Source organism: Paenibacillus sp. NPDC055715 (assembly GCF_053617595.1).
The window spans coordinates 65,242-88,313 of record NZ_JBSHGA010000004.1 but is presented as its reverse complement, the minus strand read 5'-3'; the positions used below and the strand labels follow the sequence as shown (position 1 = coordinate 88,313).

Here is a 23,072-nt window from a genome sequence, read left to right as displayed (position 1 = left end):
TTTTGAGCCAAGTGAAAATTAAAGACCTCTATCCGTTATCCCCGATGCAGGAGGGAATGCTATTTCATTCCATACTTGATGAAAAGTCAGAGGCTTATTTCGAACAAACGATCATTACCATTCATGAAGCTATGGATACCAACCTAATCAGCCGAAGCTTACAAAAGCTAGTGGACCGCTATGATATTTTCCGTACGGTGTTCATGTATAAGGAGACGGAGCGCCCGCTTCAGATTGTACTAGAGGAACGGTCAGCTACACCTGTCCATACCGAAGATGTGCGTAGTCTACCGGATGCGGAAAAGCACAGACGACTTCAAGTCATTTTACAGGAAGAGCGGCAGAGAGGTTTTGATCTGGAGAAGGAGGTTCTCATTCGATTAGCGCTTGTACAGTGGGATGAGGATACCTCCAAGCTCATCTGGATCTCTCATCATATTATTATGGACGGCTGGTGCATGCGGACGGTAGCCAGAGATTTTTTCGATATTTACACATCACTTCGGGACGATACTCCTTTAAAATTAGAGCCTGTCTATCCATTCAGCAGCTTTATTCAGTGGTTGGAAAGACAAAACAAAGAGGAAGCAGCAGCTTACTGGAAACAATATGTGACTGATTTTGAAAATGAAACCGTCGTGCCCGGATATACTCGATCCGTCGATCCTTCGTTTCAGGCAGAACAACTCATATGCACATGGGGAAGGCAGCTGACCCAAGGCATGGAACAAATCGCCAAGCAAAACCGTGTCACCGTCAGTACCTTATTTCAAACCGTTTGGGGCTTAGTACTACAAACGTACAACAATAATAAGGACGTTATTTTCGGGTCCGTTGTATCGGGCAGACCTGATGAAATCCCCGGTATTGAAAATATGGTCGGATTATTCATTAATACCATACCCGTACGTATTAAAAGCTCCGCTGAACAGCGGTTTTCCCACTTGCTTGCGTCCGTACAGGATTCCTTGATGGAGTCCAATCGGTATTCCTATTTTTCCTTGGCTGATATTCAAGCTCATAGTGTACTAAAACAAAACCTGATCCGGCATATTGTCGCTTTTGAAAACTTTCCCGTTTCGGAAGAGCTTACGGGCTTGGAAAAAGACCCTAAAGCCCTCCGTGTTGGTGAAGTAGAGGATATTGAACAGACCAACTATGATTTGAATGTAATCGTCATGCCTGGCCGGGAGCTGGAAATCAAATTTAGCTATAACGCGCTCACGTATAACAAAAATGCGATTAAACAATTGGCTGCTCACCTCATCCAAATGATGGAGCAAGTGATTCAGAACCCAAATATCCGGGTTTCGGAGATTGATCTTTTGACAGCGGAGGAAAAACAGCAGATCTTGTTTGATTTTAACGATACACGGAGACCGTATCCATCGGACCACACCATACATCACAGCTTTGAAGAACAGGCAGATAAAACACCGGATGCAGTAGCCATTGTATTTGAAAATCGTGAGCTGACCTACCGCGAGTTAAATATAAAAGCGAATCAACTGGCCTCGAAGCTGCGGGAACTGGGTGTTACGCCGGATACCATCGTAGGCATATTGACTGAACGTTCACCAGAAATGATTATCGGTATTCTTGGTATCTTGAAGGCGGGTGGAGCTTATTTGCCACTGGAGCCTTCTTATCCGCAGGAACGGATTATGTTTATGCTTCAGGATAGCGGTAGCGAAATTCTGTTGACCCTATCCGACAAGGAAAAACAGATGAACACTTTCGATTTTTCCGGTACTGTTCTGGATCTAGCCGACATCAGCTCCTACGAATCCGACGACTTCATTTTTTCCCAATCGACAACGGCAGACGATCTGGCCTATGTCATGTATACATCCGGTTCGACCGGACGCCCCAAGGGTGTCATGATTGAACATCGTAATGTCATACGGCTGGTGAAGAACACCAATTACATGCCATTTGCCGAGAACGAACGCATTTTACTGACCGGGGCTCTCGTGTTCGATGCCTGTACCTTTGAAATTTGGGGAGCTTTGCTGAACGGATTGCGCTTGTACATTGTACCGGAATCCGTAATCTTGGATGCTGTTCAGCTTGGTGAAGCGCTGGACCGATATCGTATTACAACGATGTGGCTGACATCGCCCTTGTTTAACCAACTTGCTCAGCATAAACCAGATCTCTTTGCTTCGCTAAAGCACCTGCTGGTGGGCGGGGATGTGCTTTTACCTGCGATCATTAACACGGTTAGAGCACATTCTCCGGGACTGAACGTTATCAACGGCTATGGGCCCACGGAAAACACAACATTTTCCACTTATTTCCTGATAGATAAGGAATATAACAGGATTCCTATTGGCCGTCCAATTAGCAATTCAACTGTTTATATTATGGACTCTTCGAGCAGGCTGCTGCCTATTGGTGCTCAAGGAGAAATATGTGTTGGCGGCGATGGTCTGGCGCGTGGCTATCTGAACAGGGATGATCTGACCCAGCTAAATTTTGTCCCTAATCCATTCATTCCGGGCGAAAGAATGTATCGGACAGGTGATTTGGGCAGATGGCTACCGGATGGCAATCTGGAGTATCTCGGACGGATAGACCAGCAGGTTAAAATCCGCGGATATCGTATTGAAACCGGGGAAATTGAAACCCAGCTCATGAGACATGATGCAGTTCAGCAGGCACATGTAGCGGTAAAAAGCACGAAGGATGGTCAAAAAACGCTCTGTGCTTATATCTCAACCGACGTACCGCTATCTATGAGTGATATGAAGACCCATTTGACTGGTCAGTTGCCGGATTATATGATCCCTGTCCAATATGTGTTTCTGCCGGCGTTTCCTTTGACGACGAACGGTAAAATCGACCGCCAAGCATTGCCTGAGCCAGAAATGACCAGTGGTTCCGATATGGAATATGTTGCTCCAAGAAATGAAGTGGAACAACAGTTGGCGAACCTTTGGCAAACAGTGCTTGGCGTTGAAAAGGTCGGCATTGACGACGGCTTTTTCGAGCTTGGAGGTCATTCATTAAAGGCCATTCAACTGGTATCCAAAGTACAGGAATCGAACATTCCGCTAGATATACATCAATTGCTTCAATATCAGACGATAAGAAGCTTGTCCGATCTTTTACAACGTGGTGAAGAGGGTGGAGTGAACACGGATACGCTCATTGCGAAAGCTCAGGAGGTTGAGCGGGTTATTGCCGAAGCGTTTGGTGTACAGGTCTTGCTTCAGTCCGTACCCACCGATAAGCAAAACTATTTGTTCCTGCAAGTGGAGCCTTTTCACGCAGAACAAGTTCAGGAAATCTCAGAATTTATCCAATCTCATATCCATCCAGACCTGCACCCGCATTATATCGTCCGCTGGGGAACCAACGAACCAGATAGAGTTCTCGGAGCTATACCGACAAACGAAGAACAAGAAACCTTACTTAAACAACAGGCCGGTGTATGGCTTGCCAGCATCGCTGAGTTAAATGCAGACTGGAATACCAATATACTAAATCTGAATGCTATTGGGCGCTATCCGCTTGCACCAGCTCAGCAGTACCATTTGCGGCATTTTGCAGGTTCGGGTATGGCTGTGCAGTTAGATAGCTACTTGGACACCGGACGCTTAACTGTAGCGGTTCAGCGGCTTCTTCAACGCCATGAATTGCTGAGAAGCGTACTTGTTCAGTCGTCCGGAACATGGGAATGGGAGCTGCGTCCAGCGCCAGAGCATCTTTCTTTACCGGCTGTTGATCTTTCGGGTTGTCCGGTGCAAGCACAACGCAGGCTGCTTTCATCCATCGCTTCTAACCTATTTTTAGAACCGTATGAACTTACACAGTCGTTGCAGTACCGGATCGTCCTGGTTCGCTTAAATTTGCGGGAGCATCTGCTGTTATTTCCATGCTCGCACATCATCTTTGATGCTACGAGCAGTGACATCCTGCGCAGACAACTCCTTGATGAATATCATCGTCCGCAGCAGGAACATGCGACAGAAGAGGTGCAATACCGGGATTATGTAAAACATATCCGTCAAGGCCCTCAAGGAATTAGGGATCAGGAAATCAGCGAGCAATTCAAACTCCAGACGTTTGGTGAGAACAATGATCGTATTCATGCGCTGACCGAAGAACGCAACTATGCGGACACTACTAGATATCGTTGGGAGCTGAATGTAAGCGATATTTCAGAGCAGCACGGAGCTATTAATATATGGGATATTTCACTTCAAATGGCTGTACGTTTTTTCAGCAGCTATTTCCAACTCTCTGATGTTCCGCTTTGGTTTACTAATTATGGAAGGCAATATGGCGACCAAAACTATTTTGGTACCGTAGGCGAGTGTATTGATCATATACCCGTTGTACTGCAGGAAGATGACACTGAATCCTATGAAAAGAGTATCCACACCCACCTGGACTTTGCTGCACGCTATCATTTGAACTTTTTCAATCTGATCTTCAATGCTGAAATGGAAAAAGCTTACCCGGTATCCAGTAACATTTTGAAAAAGGGACTTGAACAGCTGCCTATCGTATTCAACTATTTGGGTGAGTGTCGAGAGGATGCAGAATTGCTCGACAATCTGCATACCGAAGGCACACAGGCTAATGTCAACAAGGTTATTTTCTTTGAGTCAGAGCATGTAGGGGGTATTCTGAAAATCTCACTTACCATTCCGTATGAAGAGAACGAACAGTATATCCATCAAATCTTCCAAGCTGCTAGTGACAGGCTCTTAACGCTTTGACCATTTCGCAGTAATGAGAGATGAAGATGTGAATCCATTGTTTAAGGATAGTCGTTTTATCCGTTTCTTTGCTTCTCGTACTTTTGCCAATATTGCGGACAGCATTTATTCTATCGTCCTGCTGTATGTGGCCTGTTTTATCGGTATTTTTGTCGCTTCCTTTCTGGTCAGTGTATTGAAAAAGAACGGCATCACCATCGCGGTTTCCTGGGTATCCATGGGGCTGGCAATCTACGTGTTTTCCATTGTGCCGGAGATGGGATGAAGCTGCTGGAAGCCCTGTTATTAGGCATTTTTACAGGCATCATCAATGTACTGCAAACGTCCTTGATTCAAATTATTACCCCGTGCGGATTGATTATGTTTCTGGTTAAGGATATTCGCCAGTTTGAGATTCCTTCAGAGGAGATTGGAAGAGTAGCCCCTTCCCACAATTCATAAGCCAGAGCATGCAAAATGTCAGGTCCTCATCACAGGGCCTGGCATTTTTAGTATGTCTGGCTTCGCCATGTTGAGATGTTGAGGCAGATCATTTTGGTGCTGGTGTTGGAGTGCCGTTTATGGTTATCATAGACGAAGGTATGAATCTGTCATTTACATTCGGATACAAAAGGAGATACAAGATGGCTGAACCTTTAAAAAATATATACACAGAGGATTTTCTTCGCCTTTTCGGTGAAAGAGTACAAACTGCTCATAGCTCGTTTGATACCCAAGGATTTATCCATCAAGTCATGGACGAGACATGGAATGAGCTGGAGCTAAAAGCCCGGATGCGGCGGATTTCACTAACATTGGGGACGTTCTTGCCAAGTCGTTATGAAGAAGCCTTGGCTGTCCTTTTTGCCATAGACGAGCATTGCAGCGGTTTTCCGTACTTATTTTTCCCGGACTTTGTGGAGGTGTATGGACAGGGGGAGGAGCATTGGACGCTTTCCATGGAGGCACTGGAACGCTTCACCCGGAAGTCATCTGCGGAGTTTGCCGTGAGACCCTTCCTACTGCGTGAACCGGAACGGATGATGCGCCAGATGGCGGTCTGGGCGGTTCATCCGAGCGAGCACGTCCGCCGTCTTGCCAGTGAAGGCTGTCGTCCACGACTGCCGTGGGGGCAGGCGTTGCCCATATTTAAGCGCGATCCCGCTCCAGTATTGGCCGTGCTGGAACTGTTGAAAGCCGATCCCTCACTGTATGTACGTAAAAGTGTAGCCAACAACCTGAACGACATCGCTAAGGACCATCCCGAAGCGGTCATTGCAACAGCTAGGCGATGGAAAGGCACGCATCCCGACACCGACTGGATTGTACGTCACGGCTGCCGGACCCTGATTCGCAAGTCCAGCCCCGAGGTGATGGCACTGTTCGGCTATGCCGAAGAAACGAACGGATCACCGTTAGTCACGGAAGCGTCTTTTACCGCCGATCCGTCTGTGTTAAAGCTCGGGGATAGCTGTGAGCTGAGCTATGGGCTGCAACTTCGGGAAGGTGACCCGGTGCGAGTCCGCATCGAATACGGCATCGACTTTGTGAAGGCGAGAGGACAAGCCTCACGTAAACTATTTCTGCTTTCCGACAAAACCGTTCCCGGAGGAACCCGTCTTTCAGGTACGCGGACACACCGTTTTGCAGACCTGACGACCCGCCGCCATTATCCGGGTGCACACCGTATTATACTGCTTGTGAACGGACAAGAAGCCGCATCTACAGTAGTGGAGCTCCAGTTGTAAAAGCTCTATAGGGGGTACCGCCAGCATTTTGGAAAAAAACCACGCTAAGCAAATTTCGACAAAAAAGACCCGGACTTTACCCTGCTAAGGATAAACCGGATCTTTTTTATTTAATGGACGTAAGTTACGCAAACTTGAAGCATAAGCCACATCAAAATGGTATTCTCCTAGAAAATTCATATGCTCCCAACCTAATGGAGACACGTGGGGCATTAAATCTTCTCTGAAATCTCCTCTTTTCTTGAGCTCCTTTATAGCTTCCTCTAAATAAACTGTATTCCAGACACTAATAGCATTAATTATGATGTTGAGTGCACTTGCTCTTTGCAATTGATCTTGGAGAGCACGTTCCCTGAACTCACCGTGTTTTCCAAAGAAGATAGCTCTGGCAAGTGCATTTACAGCTTCGCCTTTATTCAATCCCCTTTGTATACGCCTTCTCAACGTCTTACTGGAAATGTAATCTAGAGTAAATATCGTTTTTTCTATTCTCCCCATTTCTCGAAGTGCTTTTGCAAGCTTATTTTGTCTTGCATAAGAGCCTAATTTCCCCATAATTAAAGCCCCAGAAACTTTACCAATCCGTACAGAATACGCTAAGCGTAATACATCATCATAGTTCTCTTGAATAACCTTTATATCTATTTTCCCTCTAAGAAGTGCTTGTACATCTGGATACTCATGTATTCCATTAACAGTAAACAATTTAGTATCAGCCAAGTCACGAAGGCGAGGAGCAAAACGAAACCCTAGTATATGAGTTAAACCGAATACTTGATCAGTATATCCAGCAGTATCTGTATAATGCTCTTCAATGTTAAGATCTGTTTCATGATGTAGCAAACCATCAATAACATGAACAGCATCACGAGCATTGGTGTTAATCACTTTGGTGTAAAAAGATGAGAATTGATCACTAACAAATCGATAAATTGTAGCGCCTTTTCCTGTACCGTAATGAGGATTTGCATCGGCATGCAGAGAGGAAACGCCTACACCCGGAGTAGCTTCGGCCATCTTAGTTAGACCTATATTTGTTCCCATTGCCATAATGGTTGCTAATAAGATGTTTTTCTCTTCCTCATCAGGAGATTTGTTACTAGAGGCATGAATAAATTGTTCATGAAACCCTGTCCAACTTGCCACTTCCAGTAATAAGTCTGTCAGCTTTACTCTAGGTAACAGACTATACAGACGAGAACTATAGGTTTTTGCTTCCTCAGGTGTATCTTTATCAAGCCGGTGAACGTAGAATTTACCTTTTGTTATATCAACTCCCTCTAAGTCATGGCTGTTTCGAGTTAACCAGTCCAATCGCTTATTAAGTGAGTTTATACGTTCCATTAAATACTCCTCAACTTTAAGTGGGACCGCAAGGTAATCTTGAACACCAGTTGTGTTTTTCCAATCATCTTGAGGTAGAAGGTAATCATCAAATGCTTTATGTTGCCTGCTTCCACCAACAAATATATCTCCTGATCGAATGTGGTTTCTTCGCTCCGTTAGTGCTGCAAGTTCATAATAATGCCGATTAATATTACCATCTTCGTCATATACATGCTTTTGCCAACGATTTGAAACAAAGCTCAGAGTAGCGCTTGTTGGTACTTTTCTCTTTCCAGCTTCATTTAACTCATGGATGGTTTCTAATGCTTGTAAAACAGGCTCAGCAGACTTAGTTGCCCCAAATTTAAGTGCTCGCAATAGTGTGGGAGTGTATTTTCTTAAATAAGAGTAACGAGTTTCCAATAGGTCTAGATAATCATAGTTAGCAGGTCTAGATAACTGCTTAGCTTCTTCAACTGATTCTACAATCTTATTCCAAGGCATTACGCTATCTAATGCTGTGAAAGCATCCATTCCTTCATCTGACGATCATGGACTTCAATTGCTTGATCAATTAGATCTTGTGTAATTTCCAAAAGAAAAGCAACAAGGATGCTATATCTCCTTACTTCATCAAATCTCCTAAACGCATAAGGTTCATAACTCGCCCCAACCTTGGCTAACTGCCGTAGACGGTTAGGATGAATTTCTGTTGTATCTATGCTCAAGTTAATGTCACGTATGCGTTCTAGTCGTTCTACAATTTTTAGAAAGGCTTCGGGAGAAGACTGACCCGGAAACTCCTTTAGCCACGCTAAAGGCGATATTCCATTTTCAGTCGGTATAAGTAAGGACTCTATTTTATGTTTTTGTTCCTGTGTTAGAGTGTCGTGTAAAATACGATAAACTTGTTGATCCGCTTGTTGTCGAGCTTCCCAAACTACATTTTCAATTACATACATAGCAGGTAATATAACTTTGAATTGTCTTAGAGAGGATAATGCTATTTCAATTAAATGAAGAGTGTTCCCATTTTCCATTGCATGTTTTGTTAAATGGTGTAGAAGGTAATCCTGATGTTGGGGTGAGAAATTGCTATATCCATACTCCTCTCGAATTTCTCCTAAATGCTCCCATAATGTATTTTCACGTTGGGCATAGTCCACAAAAGACTCAGGCGGCAGTTGTAACTGTTTCGCTATGTAATGAATTACTGGTTTTGGAATATCCCCATACTCAGATAAAGCCCAGCCAGGATAACGGACAAGTGCCAGATGGTATTTGGACTCTTCCTTTCTTGTTCCAGATAAAATGAAAATCGTTCCACTACATTCATAATCTCACCTCCTTCTATAAATTGTGTTGCGTTAAAACCTTAGGTTCATCCAATTTAAAGTCTGCCTATCACACAAGTAAGAGATGCTTTTCTAATACTGACATTGGTTGTTCTGTTTGGTTAGCTTTACTCATTCCTATTTGATGAGGGACTGAATAATTTTACTTAGTTCATACACCCCCTTTTCTAAATCATTAAGTGAAGCGTAAGCGTATGATAAACGTATGTATTGCCCTTCATCTTGTCCATAGATATGTCCTGGATTTAAGAGGACTCCTTTTGCTAAAGCAAGGCTATACAGAGTTCGCATAGACACTACTCCTTTTATACGAATCCAAATAAAGAGTCCCCCTTGAGGGACTTCCCACGTAGCTAAATGCAGTAAATATTGTTCAAGCCATCTTATCAATACATCCCTGCGAGTTTTCAACTGCTTTCGCACTGAAATTACATGTTCTTGATAAAAACCATTACTAAGCCAGTTAGTAGCAATCCGCTGAGACAAAGAGCTTGATCCGTAATCAGATTGCATTTTAATGTCAGCTAAGTGATTAATAACAGATTGTGGACCCACAAGCCAGCCAATTCGCAACCCTGGAGTAAGCGTCTTGGATAGGCTTCCTAGATAAAGAACTTGACCGTGTAAATCTTTTGCTTTTAAAGCTAAAGGAGGTTCTTTATCAATCCATAACTCTCTATAAATATCATCTTCAATGATAGGAATCCGTTCTTCTTTACTAATTCTTAAAAGCTCATTTCGTCGAGTATCCGACATAACACATCCAGTTGGATTATGAAAAGATGGAATAGTGTATATTATGCTTCTTTTATGCTTTTTCTTTTGAATTGGAATAGATTGTGTGAGCATGCCTTCATTATCTATAGGTACTCCAGCAAGAGACATCCCTGCAGATTGAAATACATGTAAAGAGTAAAGATAAGATGGCTTTTCAAGTAAAACAGTAGATCTCGGCTTTAGTAGTCCTATAGAAATTAGGTGTAGAGCTTGTAAAGCACCTGAAACGATGAGAATAGAGTCAGGCGACACCTGGATCCCCTGAGATTTTAGGTACTCACTGACTGATTGGCGTAAAGGTAAGAATCCTTTTGGTTCTTCATAACCAAATGTTCCTATTTCATTCGCCAAATCCTTTATACTCTGTTTCATCTGAACTAGAGGAAACAGATCAGATGATAACTCTCCTTTACTAAGTTGTATAAGATTAGAGTTAGACTCAGCCTCATTAATCTGTTGCACAACTATTCGGCTAGGTTTATGAACTCCAACATTAACCTGGTCATTCCAATTTTTCGGTTCATTTGTTAGCAATGACCAGGTGTTATTTGTCACAATATTGCCCATGCCCATTTTCCCCTCAATAAGTCCCTCTGCCTGAAGTTCCTCAAGTGCAGTCACAACTGTACTGCGGTTGACCTTAAAAACGGTAGCCAATTTGCGTTGACTATAGATTTTACTTCCAATTGTCCACTCACCTGTCGCAATCTTTGATTTTATGTATTCCATGATTTGTATGTATTTGAGTGTCTTATCCTCTCTATCCTTATTACATTGGTCCATCTCAGCTATATCTCCTTTTTAAAGTGGTTGGGTTTTTATCTTGTCACTGGTTGAAGACATTGTATCAAGCAAAGACTATGATGAAAAGTGTAAACAGCAAACATAAAAGTGGTTGGGTTTTTTATAAGGAGGGGGGGAGAGTAATGAAAATATCCAATATGGCTATCTTGATTTCTCACTTATCCATCATATTGCTATGGGCTTCAGCTTTTCCTGGCATTCGTATTGCTCTTCAAGGATATAGCCCAGAAGACCTTTCTTTGTTACGCTTATTAATAGGATCCTTCGTGTTAGCACTTTTTGCAATTGCCACTCGTATGAGACTACCGACAGTAAAGGACATGCCATTTATTATATTACTTGGTGGGCTAGGGTTTACAGCATACTATATGGCATTAAACTATGGAGAGAAGTTTGTAAATGCTGGGACTGCAAGTTTGCTTGTTTCGTTAACTCCTATTTTTACAACAATCTTAGCTTGGATCATCTTTCGAGAACGCATAAATTTGTGGAGATGGTTTGGAGGAATAGTCGCATTTTCAGGAGTAACCCTTCTCTCTTTGGGGAATTCAGGGGATTTTTCATTTCAGAAGAGCGCACTCTTTATCTTGGTGGCCTCCATTGCTGAAAGCCTGTACTTTGTACTACAGAAGCCATATCTAAAGAAATATGGTTTTCTGCCTCTTGCTTGCTATACCACTTGGGGAGGTACCCTCTTAATGTTAATTTTCCTCCCTGGACTATGGCATTCTGTTGCAAAAGCTCCACAGGAAGCAACATGGAGTGCTGTATACTTAGGCATCTTCCCTACAGTCTTGCCTTATATACTATTAGGGTTTCTTATCACACATAGAGGAGCTTCAGAATCTACAAGTTCTCTTTACCTCACTCCCCTTTTATCTTTCGTTATCGCTTGGGTATGGTTAGGAGAAACTCCCACCCTAATGACGATTATAGGAGGCATTATAATTTTGGTGGGTGTCATGTTAACCACCATTCAACCTGACACAGTTAAGATAAAAGAGAAGAAACAGTCATTTAGACTAAAAAAGATTTTCAGAGAAAGCAACATGAGGAAACAACGTAATTACGAATAAGTGTAAAGAAATGGTATTGTTATAAATTAAGGAGGGGTAATTATGAATATATATCAAGCAACAATAAAGGATCTGAAAGGTGTTTAGGTTTTACTCAGTTATATCCCTCATTTTCTTCCGTTTCTATGAAGAGAACATGGATTTTAAATGATTTATATGTGCAAGAGGAAGCAAGAAAACAAGGAATAGCTCAAGCCCTTCTAGATAAAGCAAAATTGCATGCTATTCAATCTAATGCCAAATCATTAGAACTTCAAACCGCTCCCGATAATACGAATGCGTAAAAATTGTATGAAAAGAATGGCTATCAAAAGGATACTTCTTTCCTAAATTATTCTTTAAATTTGATGTGAATGTAAATAAACAAGGGAGTGCATATCTTTAAATGTAGGCGGAATTACTAGTTTAAAGGATGAGTTCCCAAGTTGTTGACAAAGATGCATCAGCACTTACGTGCTGGTGCATCTTTGTCATAGTTTCAGCTTTTTATGTCGAAATTTGCTTAGCGTGTTTTTTTTTCGAAATGCTGGCGGTACCCCATGCCCATCAAGCTAATATTTTGAAGTACCCCCAAAACGAAATTTTTATCTCTTGATAGTTATTTATGAAAATTAAATTCATTTTTTCGTTTTGGGTAACAGCCAATTTCTTAAGTTGATGGATGTGTGTTGCTACCCCAATAAGTGCTAATCGTTGATTGTATTGAATTTTAAGTAAATCTATTATGTTGCTTGATATGGTTAAATGCTATAATAGTAAATTGTGGATAAAGGATATGCCTTATATGTTTAGAGAGGTGATGAATTATGCTTAATAAGCCGAGTGATTATATTGAAGCTGGTTTGAAGCTGGAGTTGGAAGAAGATTTAAAATACTTATTTAATTCAACAGCTGATATAAAGATGGTACCAAAGGGTACAATTGTTTTAAGGCAGGGGCAAAGAGTTTCTTCACTGTATTATATTCATAAAGGAATTATGAGAGGATATTATATAGATGCTGCAGGGAATGATGTGACAAAATGTTTTGCAGCTGAAACGGAATTTGCCTGTGCAGAGGGTTTATTAAGAGTTGAAGAAGCTAGATTTAGTGTAGAAAGCCTGCAAGACAGCATTTGCGTAGTTATTCCGTATAATTCCATAGACCAAGGTATGAAGAAAACTAATCAAATGAAGGTTATATTCACTAATTATATTCAGAAGATTCTTGTTGGTATGCTAAATCGAGAACAGGCGTTACTTATGAAAGATGCACTGGAAAGGTACATGGAGTTTAAAAGAGAGTATTCTTCTTTAGAAAGTAGAATAAATCAATCATATATTGCTTCTTATATTGGAATTAGAGCAAGCTCACTTAGTAGAATTAAGAGAAGTATGAAAATAGAATAAACGTTTTTAGGAAACATCAAATAAAAGTATTTGGTGTTTTTTTATTGCAATTTACATATGTCAATTACAACAGGCTATTATCGCATTATGATAACTGGTGTAATCACTGATTTAGGAGGATTTATTTATGAAGAAAATTTCCTTGGTAACAGGTGCAAATGGTCATTTGGGTAACAACTTGGTAAGGGAATTATTAAAAAGAGGAGAAACTGTTAGAGCAAGTGTACGAGATTTAAATGACAAAGAACCATTTATAGGCCTTGATTGTGAGATCGTCTACGCCGATTTGAGGGATAAAGACTCACTTCATAAAGCACTTGATGGAGTGAATACCTTATATCAAGTAGCTGCTGTATTTAAACATTGGGCACAAGATCCTGAAAAAGAGATAATTATTCCAAATGTTGAGGCAACTCAAAATATAATGGAGGCTGCTAAAGAAGCAAATGTAAAAAAAATAGTATATGTAAGCTCCGTAGCAGCATTGTCATTGGACAAGACAAATTTAAAGGGTAAAATTGATGAAACTACATGGCTTGAAAACAGTCATGGAAATGCATACTTTGATTCAAAAGCACGAGCTGAAAGAACAGCTTGGGAGCTGGCAGAAAAATATGATTTGGATATGGTTAGCGTTCTTCCTGGTGCAATGATTGGTGGAGAGTTTTTAAAGAAAACTCCAACCATACTGGCCTTCGATAGTATTCTTTTAGGAAAGATGAAAGTTAACTATATAAGTGAAATGACGCCAATAGATGTAACTGATGTTGTGAAAGGTATGATTGCTGCAGCGGAAAAAGGTGTAAGGGGTACAAGATATATCTTGGCTAATGAAGAGCCTGTAACTTCAGATGATATCATTAAAATTGCAAAAAAATTTATTCCTAATCTTGAGATACCACAAAAATATACTAAAGAACAGTTGTTAAATTTAGCTGATAAACTTGAATTTGAAGCAAAGGAAAAGAATACTCAGCCATCACTACTTAGAAGTCAAGTAGAATTATATTATGGTGGAATAAATAGACACTATGACCTTACTACATCAAGACAGGATTTGAATTTTAAGCCTAAGTTGGGTGAAGTGGCATTAGAAGAGTATTTTAAACGGTTTTTTGCTAGCCTAAGAAAAAAATCCTTATAATGAATCGGCTCACTTAACTGGACAATAAAATAAAGGTCAAGTAGACTTACCGCCAATTCTGGGCATACTTCTAACTCACATAAGTGAACAGTCCCAGAAACTTTATATGGGGTCCCACCACATCGCATGCGACGGTGTTTCAACTGCCTGATCATTTCGCCACTGACTATCAAGGTTCAGGTGGGAGTAGTAATACGGCAGGCGTGAAAATCCAATTGGAATATGATTTACTTAGTGGTCAATTTCTTAACGTGCAGCTTGGACCAGGAAAAAATAATGATAAAACATACGGTACCATTTGCCTTGAAACCGTAGAAGCAGGCGATTTGTGTTTACGTGATCTTGGTTACTTCGATTTAGGAGACTTACAAACCATTCATGATAAAGAGGCTTACTATATCTCTCGGTTGAAGCTGAATACACGCATTTATACCAAAAACCCTGAACCAGAATACTTCAACAATGGTACGCTAAAAAAGCAGACAGAATACATCCAGCTTGATATGACACAAATGATGTCTAGTCTAATCCCTGGTGAAACGATGGAAATCCCCGAGGCATACATTGGCCAAAATCATAAGCTGTCAGCACGTGTCATTATCCATCGTTTAACCGATGATCAAACGCAAACACGCCTGAAAAACCAGGCGATACGTGAAAAGAAAAAAGGCATTGTCATGAAGGATAAAAGTAAACGTTTAATGGGCATGAATGTATATATCACGAACACGTCGCTAGAAGAAGTACCGACGAACTACGTGCATTCATTGTATTCACTTCGTTGGCAGATTGAGATTTTGTTTAAAACGTGGAAGTCATTCTTTGAAATTGATGAATGTCAAAATATAAAAAGAGAACGCCTAGAGTGCCATTTATATGGACAACTCATCGGCATTCTCCTCTGTTCTTCTACGATGTTTCAAATGCGACAGCTTCTGCTTGAAAAGAAAAAGCAGGAGCTGAGTGAATACAAAGCGATTTATATGATTAAAGACTATTTTCCATTACTGTTTCAAGCGATAGCCGTTGGAACAGAGGAACTTTTGAAAATTCTGCATCGCCTTTATCAGCTGCTTAAAAAGAACGGTCGTAAATGTCATAGATATAAGAAGATGACCGTCTTTGATATTCTAGGGATTGTGTATAAAACGACGGTGAAGCATAGACAAGCTGCCTAGCGAAAAAATCGCGTTTTAATAGGCTTCTTTAGCATGCCTACTTTTCTATCACTTATTAGTTTTGAAACAAGGATCATTTTGTATCTAGTAATTTACTTTGTTAGCTTGATGGGCATGTGGCGGTACCCCTATAGCAGCAGAAAGAAAGAGTCTGAAATTAGACTCTTTCTTTTTGTCGTTCGTTCTACGGACTTTATTTTTTCCAAAAAAATGATTCTGGTATTAGAACCTGGTACTAAGACGTGCTATAATAAGATTAGATCGTGACTCTCATCTTATGTATAAAGGGGATGTACAATTTGACAGATCATCAGCAATGGCTTGCGCCTGAATATTACAATATGACTTCGGAAATGGAGCACCATGACGCTAGCAAAACAGCACTCAAGTGGTTGAGCGAAACAGGAGACTACGAGGAAATCACCTACGGAGAGCTGCTGAAAAAAGCTAATCGACTGGCTGGAGGACTCGCAGGATTGGGATTTAACAAAGGAGACAGGGTTCTGGTCGTAGTACCACGTCGCATTATTTCGTATCTGATTTACCTGGCATGCTTGAAGCTGGGACTTGCCGTCATTCCTTCTTCCGAAATGCTTCGGGCCAAGGATATTGCGTATCGGCTTCGCCATTCGGAAGCGCGCGGAGTGATTGCCTGGACCGGGGTAACAGGTGAAGTGGATAAAGTAAACGGGGATCTACCTGCCCTGGATTACCGTATCGCGGTTTCCGGCGACGACACGGTAGCTGAACCCGGCTGGCTGGCGCTGCATGAGCTGATGGAAGGGCAGGAAGATATCTTTGAAGCTGTGAAAACGCACCGGGATGACATGGCAATTCTAGCCTATACCTCCGGTACCACGGGAAATCCCAAAGGCGTCGTACATAGCCACGGCTGGGGATATGCCCATCTGCGGATTACATCTCCTTGGCTGGATATCCAAGCCTCAGATACGGTATGGGCTACAGCCGCGCCAGGATGGCAAAAATGGATTTGGAGTCCGTTTCTATCCGTATTGGGAAATGGAGCGACCGGATTCGTATATAATGGTTCTTTTCGTCCGGGTCGCTATTTGCAATTCTTACAGCAATACGGAATTCAAGTGTTATGCTGCACCCCAACGGAATACCGGATTATGGCGAAATCGGATGGTCTGGATCAATATGATCTGTCCCAATTGCGCAGCGCAGTTTCTGCGGGAGAGCCTCTTAATCAGGAGGTCATTAACAAGTTTCAGGAGCAGTTCAATATTACGATTCGTGACGGTTACGGCCAGACGGAAAGCACTTTGATTATCGGTAATTTGAAGGACGCGCCTTTGCGTACAGGTTCAATGGGAAAATCCATTGCGCCGGGACTGGTTGAGATCGTAGACGAGGACGGTGTTCCGCTGGTTCCGGGTCAAGTGGGCGATATTGCAGTACGTGCTGATCTGCCGGCATTATTCCATACGTATTATCTTGATCCAGAACGTAAAGCAGTCAGTGTCCATGGAGACTATTTTGTTACAGGAGACCGGGCGCGCAAGGACGAGGATGGATATTTCTGGTTTGAAGGGCGCGGTGACGATATCATTATCAGCTCCGGTTATACCATCGGTCCCTTCGAAGTGGAAGAAGCTCTCATGAAGCATGACTCTGTACAGGAGTGTGCTGCCGTAGCCAGTCCTGACGAAATCCGGGGACATATTGTAAAAGCCTATGTTGTACTCAAAGCCGGAGTAGAAGGATCACCTGAGTTGGTGAAGGAACTGCAACGTCATGTGAAAGCATGGACAGCACCTTACAAGTATCCACGAAAAATAGAGTTTATTCAGGAGCTTCCCAAAACCAGCTCGGGTAAAATACGAAGAGTGGAACTGCGTGAACTGGAGCTGCGTGAACTGGAGAAGCAGTCTGTACTGTAACTGTAGAACGTAAATATTATGAAATGCGGAACAGGAGCGTGGGAAAAAAATGAGTTCATTTGAAGCATTGCTGGAGCAATATGCAGAACTGGTCGTAAGAGTAGGTGTCAACATCCAGCCCGGACAGGTATTTTGGGTCACTGCACCACTGGAAACCGTCGAATTTACGCGCCTGATTGTCAATAAAGCCTATGAAGCAGGAGCTAAATATGTGCAGGTGGAGTTCGAAGACGATCAGATTACGCGCAGCCGTTTTGAGCATGGTGACGAAGCCAGCTTTGATTACTATCCTGCCTGGAAGGCAGAAATGCTGGAAAAACTCGCCGAGGAGGGTGGAGCCACGCTAACCATTAAGGTGCCGAACCCCGATCTGTATCAAGACATTGATCCGCAAAAGGTATCGCGTGCAACGAAGGCGGCGGTAACATCAAGAGAAGGCTTTTCCCAGTATACCCGAAATCATAAAATCAGCTGGTGTCTGATCAAAGCACCGACGAAGGCTTGGGCCGATAAAGTGTTTGCCGATGTGGCGGAAGAGGATCGCATTCGTGTCATGTGGGAAACGATTTTCCAGATGAACCGTGTAGATGGCTCTGATCCCGTCCAGAATTGGCAGAAGCATCTGGAAAACCTCGAACAGCTGCAAGACAAGCTGAATCGTAAAAAGTATAAAAGCCTCCATTACCGCGCGCCCGGAACAGATTTGAAAATTGAACTGGCCGACGGACATATTTGGCGCAGCGGTGGTGGTGAAAACGAGCGTGGAGACTACTTTGTGGCGAATATGCCGACAGAAGAAGTATTCACAATGCCTAAACGTACAGGTGTAAATGGTTATGTCACCAGCACGATGCCGTTAAATTTGAACGGACAGCTGGTGGATCGCATCACATTTACCTTTAAGGATGGCAAAGTTACCAAATATACAGCGGAATCCGGCGAGCAACATCTGACTCATTTGCTGGCTACGGATGAAGGAGCCAGTTATTTGGGTGAAGTCGCGCTGGTGCCGCACGATTCACCGATTTCCAATCTCAATCGCATCTTTTACAACACAGGGATTGATGAAAATGCCTCCTGTCACTTGGCGCTCGGCAGTGCATATCCGTTTAACCTCGAAAAAGGAACACAAATGGACCGGGAAGAGCTGCTCCGGAACGGTGCCAATGTCAGCCTGACCCATGTTGACTTTATGATTGGCTCTGCTGAGCTGGATATTGACGGCGAGCTGCAGGACGGAAGTACAGAGGCTGTGTTCCGCAAAGGAAATTGGGCGATTTAATCCTTTTCTCAATCTCAATTTATAGCAACCCGCAAGCGATCTCATTCGTTTGCGGGTTTTTGTATATGCTAAATATCAAACTGCGCTTGTATTGCGAAATATAAAGTGCTAAACTGAGTTCAAACATAAATTTAAACAACGTTTTAAATAATGTTCAACTTATATAATTCTGGTCTATTCAATCCGCTCTGATTGGACCAGGTAAGAGGAGGAGAAGTATGAAGCACGTAGACAAAAAACAGCTAACCAAAGAAAAAATATTGCACACTGCGCTTGAATTCATTAAAAAGGAAGGTTTTGAGGCGGTTACAATCAGGAAAATTGCCGACCTGTCGACCACCAATATTTCTCTAGTTAATTATTATTTTGGCTCTAAGGAAAATCTGCTCAGTGAAGCCATTGAAGTAATATTAAGTGGCTTTCAGCACACTTTTTCTATTTTGGACAATACAGCGATCCCGCCCCAAGATCGACTGAAACAATTTCTGTTTGATTATTTACAAGTCATTCGGCAATATCCGGAGCTTCTCTCACGAGTCATTGTTATGGGCAGCACGCCCTTCACATCCCAACAGGAATACGGAAGGTTTTTAAACATCATGGGATTCCCCAAAGTGCAAAGTACGATCAAGGAGCTGACAGGTGAGCAACGGCCAGAGCGATTGTTAGCAATGATGCTGCAAATATTTGGGGCTATTTTTCTTCCCGCATTGATGAGCCCGATTCTTGAATCCGGAGCGGTTGTGGAAATGCCTTCAATCGAGGAACAATTAAACCTGTTGTTTGAAAGGTATTTTGATAAATAATAAATGACTGGAGTGAATACTATGAATCTTCTAAGAAAATACTGGCATGACGCAGGGGCTATCATCGGCGTGATCGTATGTATTGGTTTACTCTTGAACAGAGCCATCTTTTCGGATATAACGGGAATTTTATGGTTGAGCTTTGCAGCCATACTTTTTCATCAATTTGAAGAGTATCGCTGGCCTGGATATTTTGCCGGTCTATTTAACAACGTCATGTTTAAAAGTGAAACCCCGGATCGTTACCCCTTAAACACCCAATCAGCCATGATTATTAATGTAGTGATTGCCTATGTGTTTTATTTACTCCCCGTATGGTTTCCACGCGTGATATGGCTTGGACTCGCACCTGTTTTTATGGGCTTCTTCCAGGTAGTCTGGCACGGTATTGTTGTGAATATAAAAGCAAAAACCTTATATAATCCTGGCTTGTTTACGGCAGTATTCCTGCATGTTCCAATCGGAATTTGGTACATTCACGATATTGTCAAGTACAATACACCGACCCAAACAGACTGGATCGAGGGGACAATCTACTTTGCTTTTGCTGTATATATCTTCATCGTAAAAGGGAATATATGGTTGAAAAACAGCGATTCTCCCTATCCTTTTTCTAAACAACAGTTAGGATCGTATGATCGAAAATAGTGTATGTTGGAGGATCTTCAATGTCCTTGTTTACAAGTTGGAACAAGTAGAGGTATTCTGGAAATGTGGTTTCGGATCATCCAGTTACGGATTATCCAGTTTCGGTGCCGGGTAATCCGTTTCTTTCTGATGTGGATCATCGCCACGGTAGTGAGCACAACGGCAAGCACGGACACAACATAAATATATCCGTTGATATGATGGAGCTTGCGACTTTTAAGAAAGACCCGATTTGAAAAATTAATCAGCCCGCCGCCATAGCCATGCAGGCAAAAGCGATATGAACATATATTACGTTTAACCAATCCGTGAGATTCAGCTCACCCTTGAGTCCTGTTTTATAGCTTAAAATCCCTCGGCTCTAGGAACGATAATAAAGTTTTTTCCAATGACGTAAAGGATAAATAACATACTGATCTCGGCCAAAAATCGGTTACATGATTTGTTTTTTTTACGGGGGTCTCGCCACATGCCCATCAAGTTAAGATAGTATAATACCCCAGAACGAAAATTTCTTCGTTTTGGGGAACTACCAATTTCTTAAGTTGATGGGCATATATGGTGACCCATTAATCTGCCTTTCCTTTATGTAAATATGGGAATAATGAAATTACCCCAAGGATAGCTAAACAAGCTCCAATCCATAGCGGAGATACAAAACCATATCCTTTACTGATCCCAAGACCACCTAGTGACGAACCAATAACAATACCTAGCGTAATAAAAGAACTATGAACGGTATTTATCATTATTCCATTACTAGCTGTTTTCATCACCCTCGCAACCATAGCTGGATTCAATGCTACACCAGTTAAACCAATAAAAATCGTAGAAATAACTGCAATGTATTTATTCTCTGCACTTAAAGCAAATAAAGACAACGCTATGATTAATATAATTAATCCACCCATAAGTATTTTCATTGTAAATTTATCAGCGAACTTGCCAATTATTATATTCCCAATTACCGTCGCACTACCATAGAGAGCAAGTAAATATGGAATACTTGCACTTAAAAAGCCTGTGACATTTGTAAAGATAGGAGTGAAATAACTAAATGCTGCAAACGTACCACCAATAATGAACATACTTGTTACGTACGCTGCCCAAAGATGAATATTCTTAAATCGCAGAAGTTCGTCTTTCCAATTTAATTGCTCTTTATTTGAAGATGATGGTAACAACCGTTGAATCATAATCCCTGATACTAGCACAAGAACAGAAACAGCCCCAAAACTAATACGCCAGCCCAAATATTGCGAAATAACGGTTGTTATAGGTAAACCTAATACAGTTGCGAACATTAAACCTGCAAGTACAATTGATGCAGCTTTTCCCCTTGAATCAGAGTGAACCAATGTCGCAGAAAAGGAAATCGCAACTCCAAAAGCTGAAGCAGAAGCAATACCAGTTATAATACGTGAAATCATCATAATATCATAGTTCCAAGCAATAGCTCCGAGCGATTGACCAATTAAAAATACGAACATTAAAAACAATAATGCTTGTTTGCTGCGCATTCGTAAGAGGATTGCAGTTAAAATGGGGCCTCCTATTACCATTGCTCCTGCATAAGCTGAAATTAAATACCCAATAGATGATACAGAAACCTGGAATGCAAGAGCAAGTTCATTCATCATACCTGCAACCATAAATTCTGATGTAGTCATACAAAAGATTGCTAAAGCTAATAAATAAATAATCGATGGCATAAAAACACTCCTAATTCATTATTGTAATAATCGGTACAAAAATAGTGCGCAAAAAGAGCGCATTAAGCGCCAAAAATAGACTCCATTGTTCCTTTGATAACTTGTTCAGCTAACATCCGATTTTGCATCGATACATTAAGAACACGGAATCCGTAATAACTGCTTAAAAGCAGACTAGCTAATTCCTCAGCTGATTGCTTCTTTGAAATTTCGCCTGTTTGCAATCCTTCCTCCATCACTGTTTCAATAGCTTGTTTAAGAAGTTCAACATGCTTCGAGAAAATTTCTTGTACCATTAAATCGTTTTTAGCACGTTCTACACTGGCATTAATCAATAAACATCCTTTTTGATCAATATTCTCAAAGTCTTCTTTCAATGCCCATTCAAAAAAATTACTTAATCGTTCTTTAACTGGAATTGGAGTATCTAACAATTTCTTTTGTTCCCTAATCCCAATTTTATGGTAGCGTTCTAATACTTGTTTATACAGTTCATGTTTACTACCGAAAGTATTGTATAAACTTCCTTTTCCAAGTCCTGTATCACTGCATAAATCTTGTGTAGAACACCCCTCATATCCTCTTAACCAAAATGTTTTCATTGCAACGTCTACAATTGAGGAATAATCAAACTCTCGGGGTCTGCCGCGTTTATTCAATCGTATCCTCCTCTTATTTTAAAGATAACATTAATAGAATACTATTTTTTGTACCGCCCGGTCAATAATTTTGTTTTATTGTTACTGTAAATAAAATTTGATTATTTTAGATTACGAATAATTAAAAATAGCTCCCTTATTCAAATACAAGTCTTATTTAAATTAACAATTTCATCAATCTTTATTATTAATTATCAAACTTTGTTATAAATGATCAATCTATTTTACAAAGCCACAAAAAGACAAAATATAAATTGTTTAATCATTTGTTTTTCTTCGTTTCCATAGGAAAAGTCGGGGAGCGAAACTCAGCCAAGAGTCTGTAAAATATATGACTCCACCCTTGTTCTATGTTTGATGATTTCAGTCTTTTTTCTTGGTACCGCTTTTCATTACAAAAAACAACGATGATAAGAAAAATAAAGCCTGTGAAGTTTTAACCATCAGCCTGATTCCTTCACCTGAATCTTTTATATCAAACAGAATATCAGCTATGGATACCAAACCTGTAGTAACAAGTATAATCAATGCGAGTATATACACGTTTAGGCCCCCT

At 41.3% G+C, this 23,072-nt stretch carries 17 protein-coding genes and 2 pseudogenes; 14 read left to right on the top strand and 5 right to left on the bottom strand.

Annotated features, from left to right (window positions below; genetic code table 11):
* Positions 1-11 precede the first annotated feature (11 nt).
* The 4 genes from ACWGOO_RS08890 (at position 12) to ACWGOO_RS08875 (ending at position 6,457) form a co-directional block, all read left to right on the top strand.
* On the top strand, positions 12-4,730 hold the full coding sequence (locus ACWGOO_RS08890; RefSeq protein ID WP_452482997.1) for a non-ribosomal peptide synthetase: 4,719 nt from the start codon (positions 12-14) through the stop codon (positions 4,728-4,730).
* Positions 4,731-4,743: 13 nt separating this feature from the next.
* Positions 4,744-4,995 (top strand): hypothetical protein, encoded by a 252-nt coding sequence (locus tag ACWGOO_RS08885; RefSeq protein WP_452482592.1) that lies wholly within the window; start codon positions 4,744-4,746, stop codon positions 4,993-4,995.
* Positions 4,992-5,171 carry a hypothetical protein gene (locus tag ACWGOO_RS08880; RefSeq protein WP_452482590.1) on the top strand — a complete coding sequence of 60 codons (180 nt, stop codon included), beginning with the start codon at positions 4,992-4,994 and terminating at the stop codon, positions 5,169-5,171. Before ACWGOO_RS08885 ends, ACWGOO_RS08880 begins: the two co-directional genes overlap by 4 nt.
* A gap of 182 nt (positions 5,172-5,353) precedes the next feature.
* A complete protein-coding gene (locus ACWGOO_RS08875) occupies positions 5,354-6,457 on the top strand; it encodes a hypothetical protein (RefSeq protein WP_452482588.1) in 1,104 nt (367 codons plus the stop codon).
* Positions 6,458-6,541: 84 nt separating this feature from the next.
* On the opposite strand, the pseudogene ACWGOO_RS08870 reads toward ACWGOO_RS08875, so the two are convergent.
* Together ACWGOO_RS08870 and pdxR are read right to left on the bottom strand one after the other, a co-directional pair.
* Positions 6,542-9,057, bottom strand: a pseudogene (locus ACWGOO_RS08870) (Tn3 family transposase); the annotation flags it as partial.
* A 198-nt stretch (positions 9,058-9,255) separates the two neighbouring features.
* Positions 9,256-10,698 (bottom strand): MocR-like pyridoxine biosynthesis transcription factor PdxR, encoded by a 1,443-nt coding sequence (gene pdxR / locus ACWGOO_RS08865; RefSeq protein ID WP_452482586.1) that lies wholly within the window; start codon positions 10,696-10,698, stop codon positions 9,256-9,258.
* A 143-nt stretch (positions 10,699-10,841) separates the two neighbouring features.
* On the opposite strand from pdxR, the gene ACWGOO_RS08860 reads away from it, so the two are divergent.
* The 10 genes and pseudogenes from ACWGOO_RS08860 (at position 10,842) to ACWGOO_RS08815 (ending at position 20,381) form a co-directional block, all read left to right on the top strand.
* Entirely contained in the window at positions 10,842-11,795 is a 954-nt protein-coding gene (locus tag ACWGOO_RS08860) for a DMT family transporter (protein WP_452482584.1), read from the top strand.
* Positions 11,792-12,079, top strand: coding sequence for a GNAT family N-acetyltransferase (locus ACWGOO_RS08855; protein WP_452482995.1), 288 nt, complete (start codon positions 11,792-11,794; stop codon positions 12,077-12,079). Before ACWGOO_RS08860 ends, ACWGOO_RS08855 begins: the two co-directional genes overlap by 4 nt.
* Positions 12,080-12,601: 522 nt before the next feature.
* Positions 12,602-13,183 carry a Crp/Fnr family transcriptional regulator gene (locus tag ACWGOO_RS08850; RefSeq protein ID WP_229523310.1) on the top strand — a complete coding sequence of 194 codons (582 nt, stop codon included), beginning with the start codon at positions 12,602-12,604 and terminating at the stop codon, positions 13,181-13,183.
* 127 nt (positions 13,184-13,310) lie between these two features.
* The gene (locus ACWGOO_RS08845) at positions 13,311-14,327 is read left to right on the top strand and encodes an NAD-dependent epimerase/dehydratase family protein (protein WP_452482582.1); all 1,017 of its coding nucleotides are present in this window, start codon (positions 13,311-13,313) and stop codon (positions 14,325-14,327) included.
* Positions 14,328-14,455: 128 nt separating this feature from the next.
* Positions 14,456-15,505: pseudogene (locus ACWGOO_RS08840) on the top strand (IS4 family transposase); the annotation flags it as partial.
* A gap of 299 nt (positions 15,506-15,804) precedes the next feature.
* Positions 15,805-17,409: an acyl-CoA synthetase gene (locus tag ACWGOO_RS08835; RefSeq protein ID WP_452482580.1), complete on the top strand. Its 1,605-nt coding sequence runs from the start codon at positions 15,805-15,807 to the stop codon at positions 17,407-17,409.
* Between the two features lie 49 nt (positions 17,410-17,458).
* Positions 17,459-18,691, top strand: a complete 1,233-nt coding sequence (locus tag ACWGOO_RS08830) for an aminopeptidase (RefSeq protein WP_452482578.1) — start codon at positions 17,459-17,461, stop codon at positions 18,689-18,691.
* A 218-nt stretch (positions 18,692-18,909) separates the two neighbouring features.
* Positions 18,910-19,497, top strand: a complete 588-nt coding sequence (locus tag ACWGOO_RS08825; protein ID WP_452482576.1) for a TetR/AcrR family transcriptional regulator — start codon at positions 18,910-18,912, stop codon at positions 19,495-19,497.
* 21 nt (positions 19,498-19,518) lie between these two features.
* Positions 19,519-20,145, top strand: coding sequence for an HXXEE domain-containing protein (locus tag ACWGOO_RS08820; RefSeq protein ID WP_452482574.1), 627 nt, complete (start codon positions 19,519-19,521; stop codon positions 20,143-20,145).
* A gap of 65 nt (positions 20,146-20,210) precedes the next feature.
* Entirely contained in the window at positions 20,211-20,381 is a 171-nt protein-coding gene (locus tag ACWGOO_RS08815; RefSeq protein ID WP_452482572.1) for a hypothetical protein, read from the top strand.
* 333 nt (positions 20,382-20,714) lie between these two features.
* Here the strand turns inward: ACWGOO_RS08815 and ACWGOO_RS08810 are convergent, their stop codons facing one another.
* The 3 genes from ACWGOO_RS08810 to ACWGOO_RS08800 form a co-directional block, all read right to left on the bottom strand.
* Positions 20,715-21,857 (bottom strand): MFS transporter, encoded by a 1,143-nt coding sequence (locus ACWGOO_RS08810; protein ID WP_452482570.1) that lies wholly within the window; start codon positions 21,855-21,857, stop codon positions 20,715-20,717.
* 62 nt (positions 21,858-21,919) lie between these two features.
* A complete protein-coding gene (locus tag ACWGOO_RS08805) occupies positions 21,920-22,516 on the bottom strand; it encodes a TetR/AcrR family transcriptional regulator (protein WP_452482568.1) in 597 nt (198 codons plus the stop codon).
* Between the two features lie 363 nt (positions 22,517-22,879).
* Positions 22,880-23,059 carry a hypothetical protein gene (locus ACWGOO_RS08800; RefSeq protein ID WP_452482566.1) on the bottom strand — a complete coding sequence of 60 codons (180 nt, stop codon included), beginning with the start codon at positions 23,057-23,059 and terminating at the stop codon, positions 22,880-22,882.
* Between the last annotated feature and the right edge of the window lie 13 nt (positions 23,060-23,072).

Excerpts from the sequence above, each read along its gene's own strand:
- ACWGOO_RS08885 (WP_452482592.1), top strand. The coding sequence starts at position 4,744 with ATGAGAGATGAAGATGTGAATCCATTGTTTAAGGATAGTCGTTTTATC.
- ACWGOO_RS08880 (WP_452482590.1), top strand. The coding sequence starts at position 4,992 with ATGAAGCTGCTGGAAGCCCTGTTATTAGGCATTTTTACAGGCATCATC.
- ACWGOO_RS08875 (WP_452482588.1), top strand. The coding sequence starts at position 5,354 with ATGGCTGAACCTTTAAAAAATATATACACAGAGGATTTTCTTCGCCTT.
- pdxR (WP_452482586.1), bottom strand. The coding sequence starts at position 10,698 with ATGGACCAATGTAATAAGGATAGAGAGGATAAGACACTCAAATACATA.
- ACWGOO_RS08860 (WP_452482584.1), top strand. The coding sequence starts at position 10,842 with ATGAAAATATCCAATATGGCTATCTTGATTTCTCACTTATCCATCATA.
- ACWGOO_RS08850 (WP_229523310.1), top strand. The coding sequence starts at position 12,602 with ATGCTTAATAAGCCGAGTGATTATATTGAAGCTGGTTTGAAGCTGGAG.
- ACWGOO_RS08845 (WP_452482582.1), top strand. The coding sequence starts at position 13,311 with ATGAAGAAAATTTCCTTGGTAACAGGTGCAAATGGTCATTTGGGTAAC.
- ACWGOO_RS08830 (WP_452482578.1), top strand. The coding sequence starts at position 17,459 with ATGAGTTCATTTGAAGCATTGCTGGAGCAATATGCAGAACTGGTCGTA.
- ACWGOO_RS08825 (WP_452482576.1), top strand. The coding sequence starts at position 18,910 with ATGAAGCACGTAGACAAAAAACAGCTAACCAAAGAAAAAATATTGCAC.
- ACWGOO_RS08820 (WP_452482574.1), top strand. The coding sequence starts at position 19,519 with ATGAATCTTCTAAGAAAATACTGGCATGACGCAGGGGCTATCATCGGC.
- ACWGOO_RS08810 (WP_452482570.1), bottom strand. The coding sequence starts at position 21,857 with ATGCCATCGATTATTTATTTATTAGCTTTAGCAATCTTTTGTATGACT.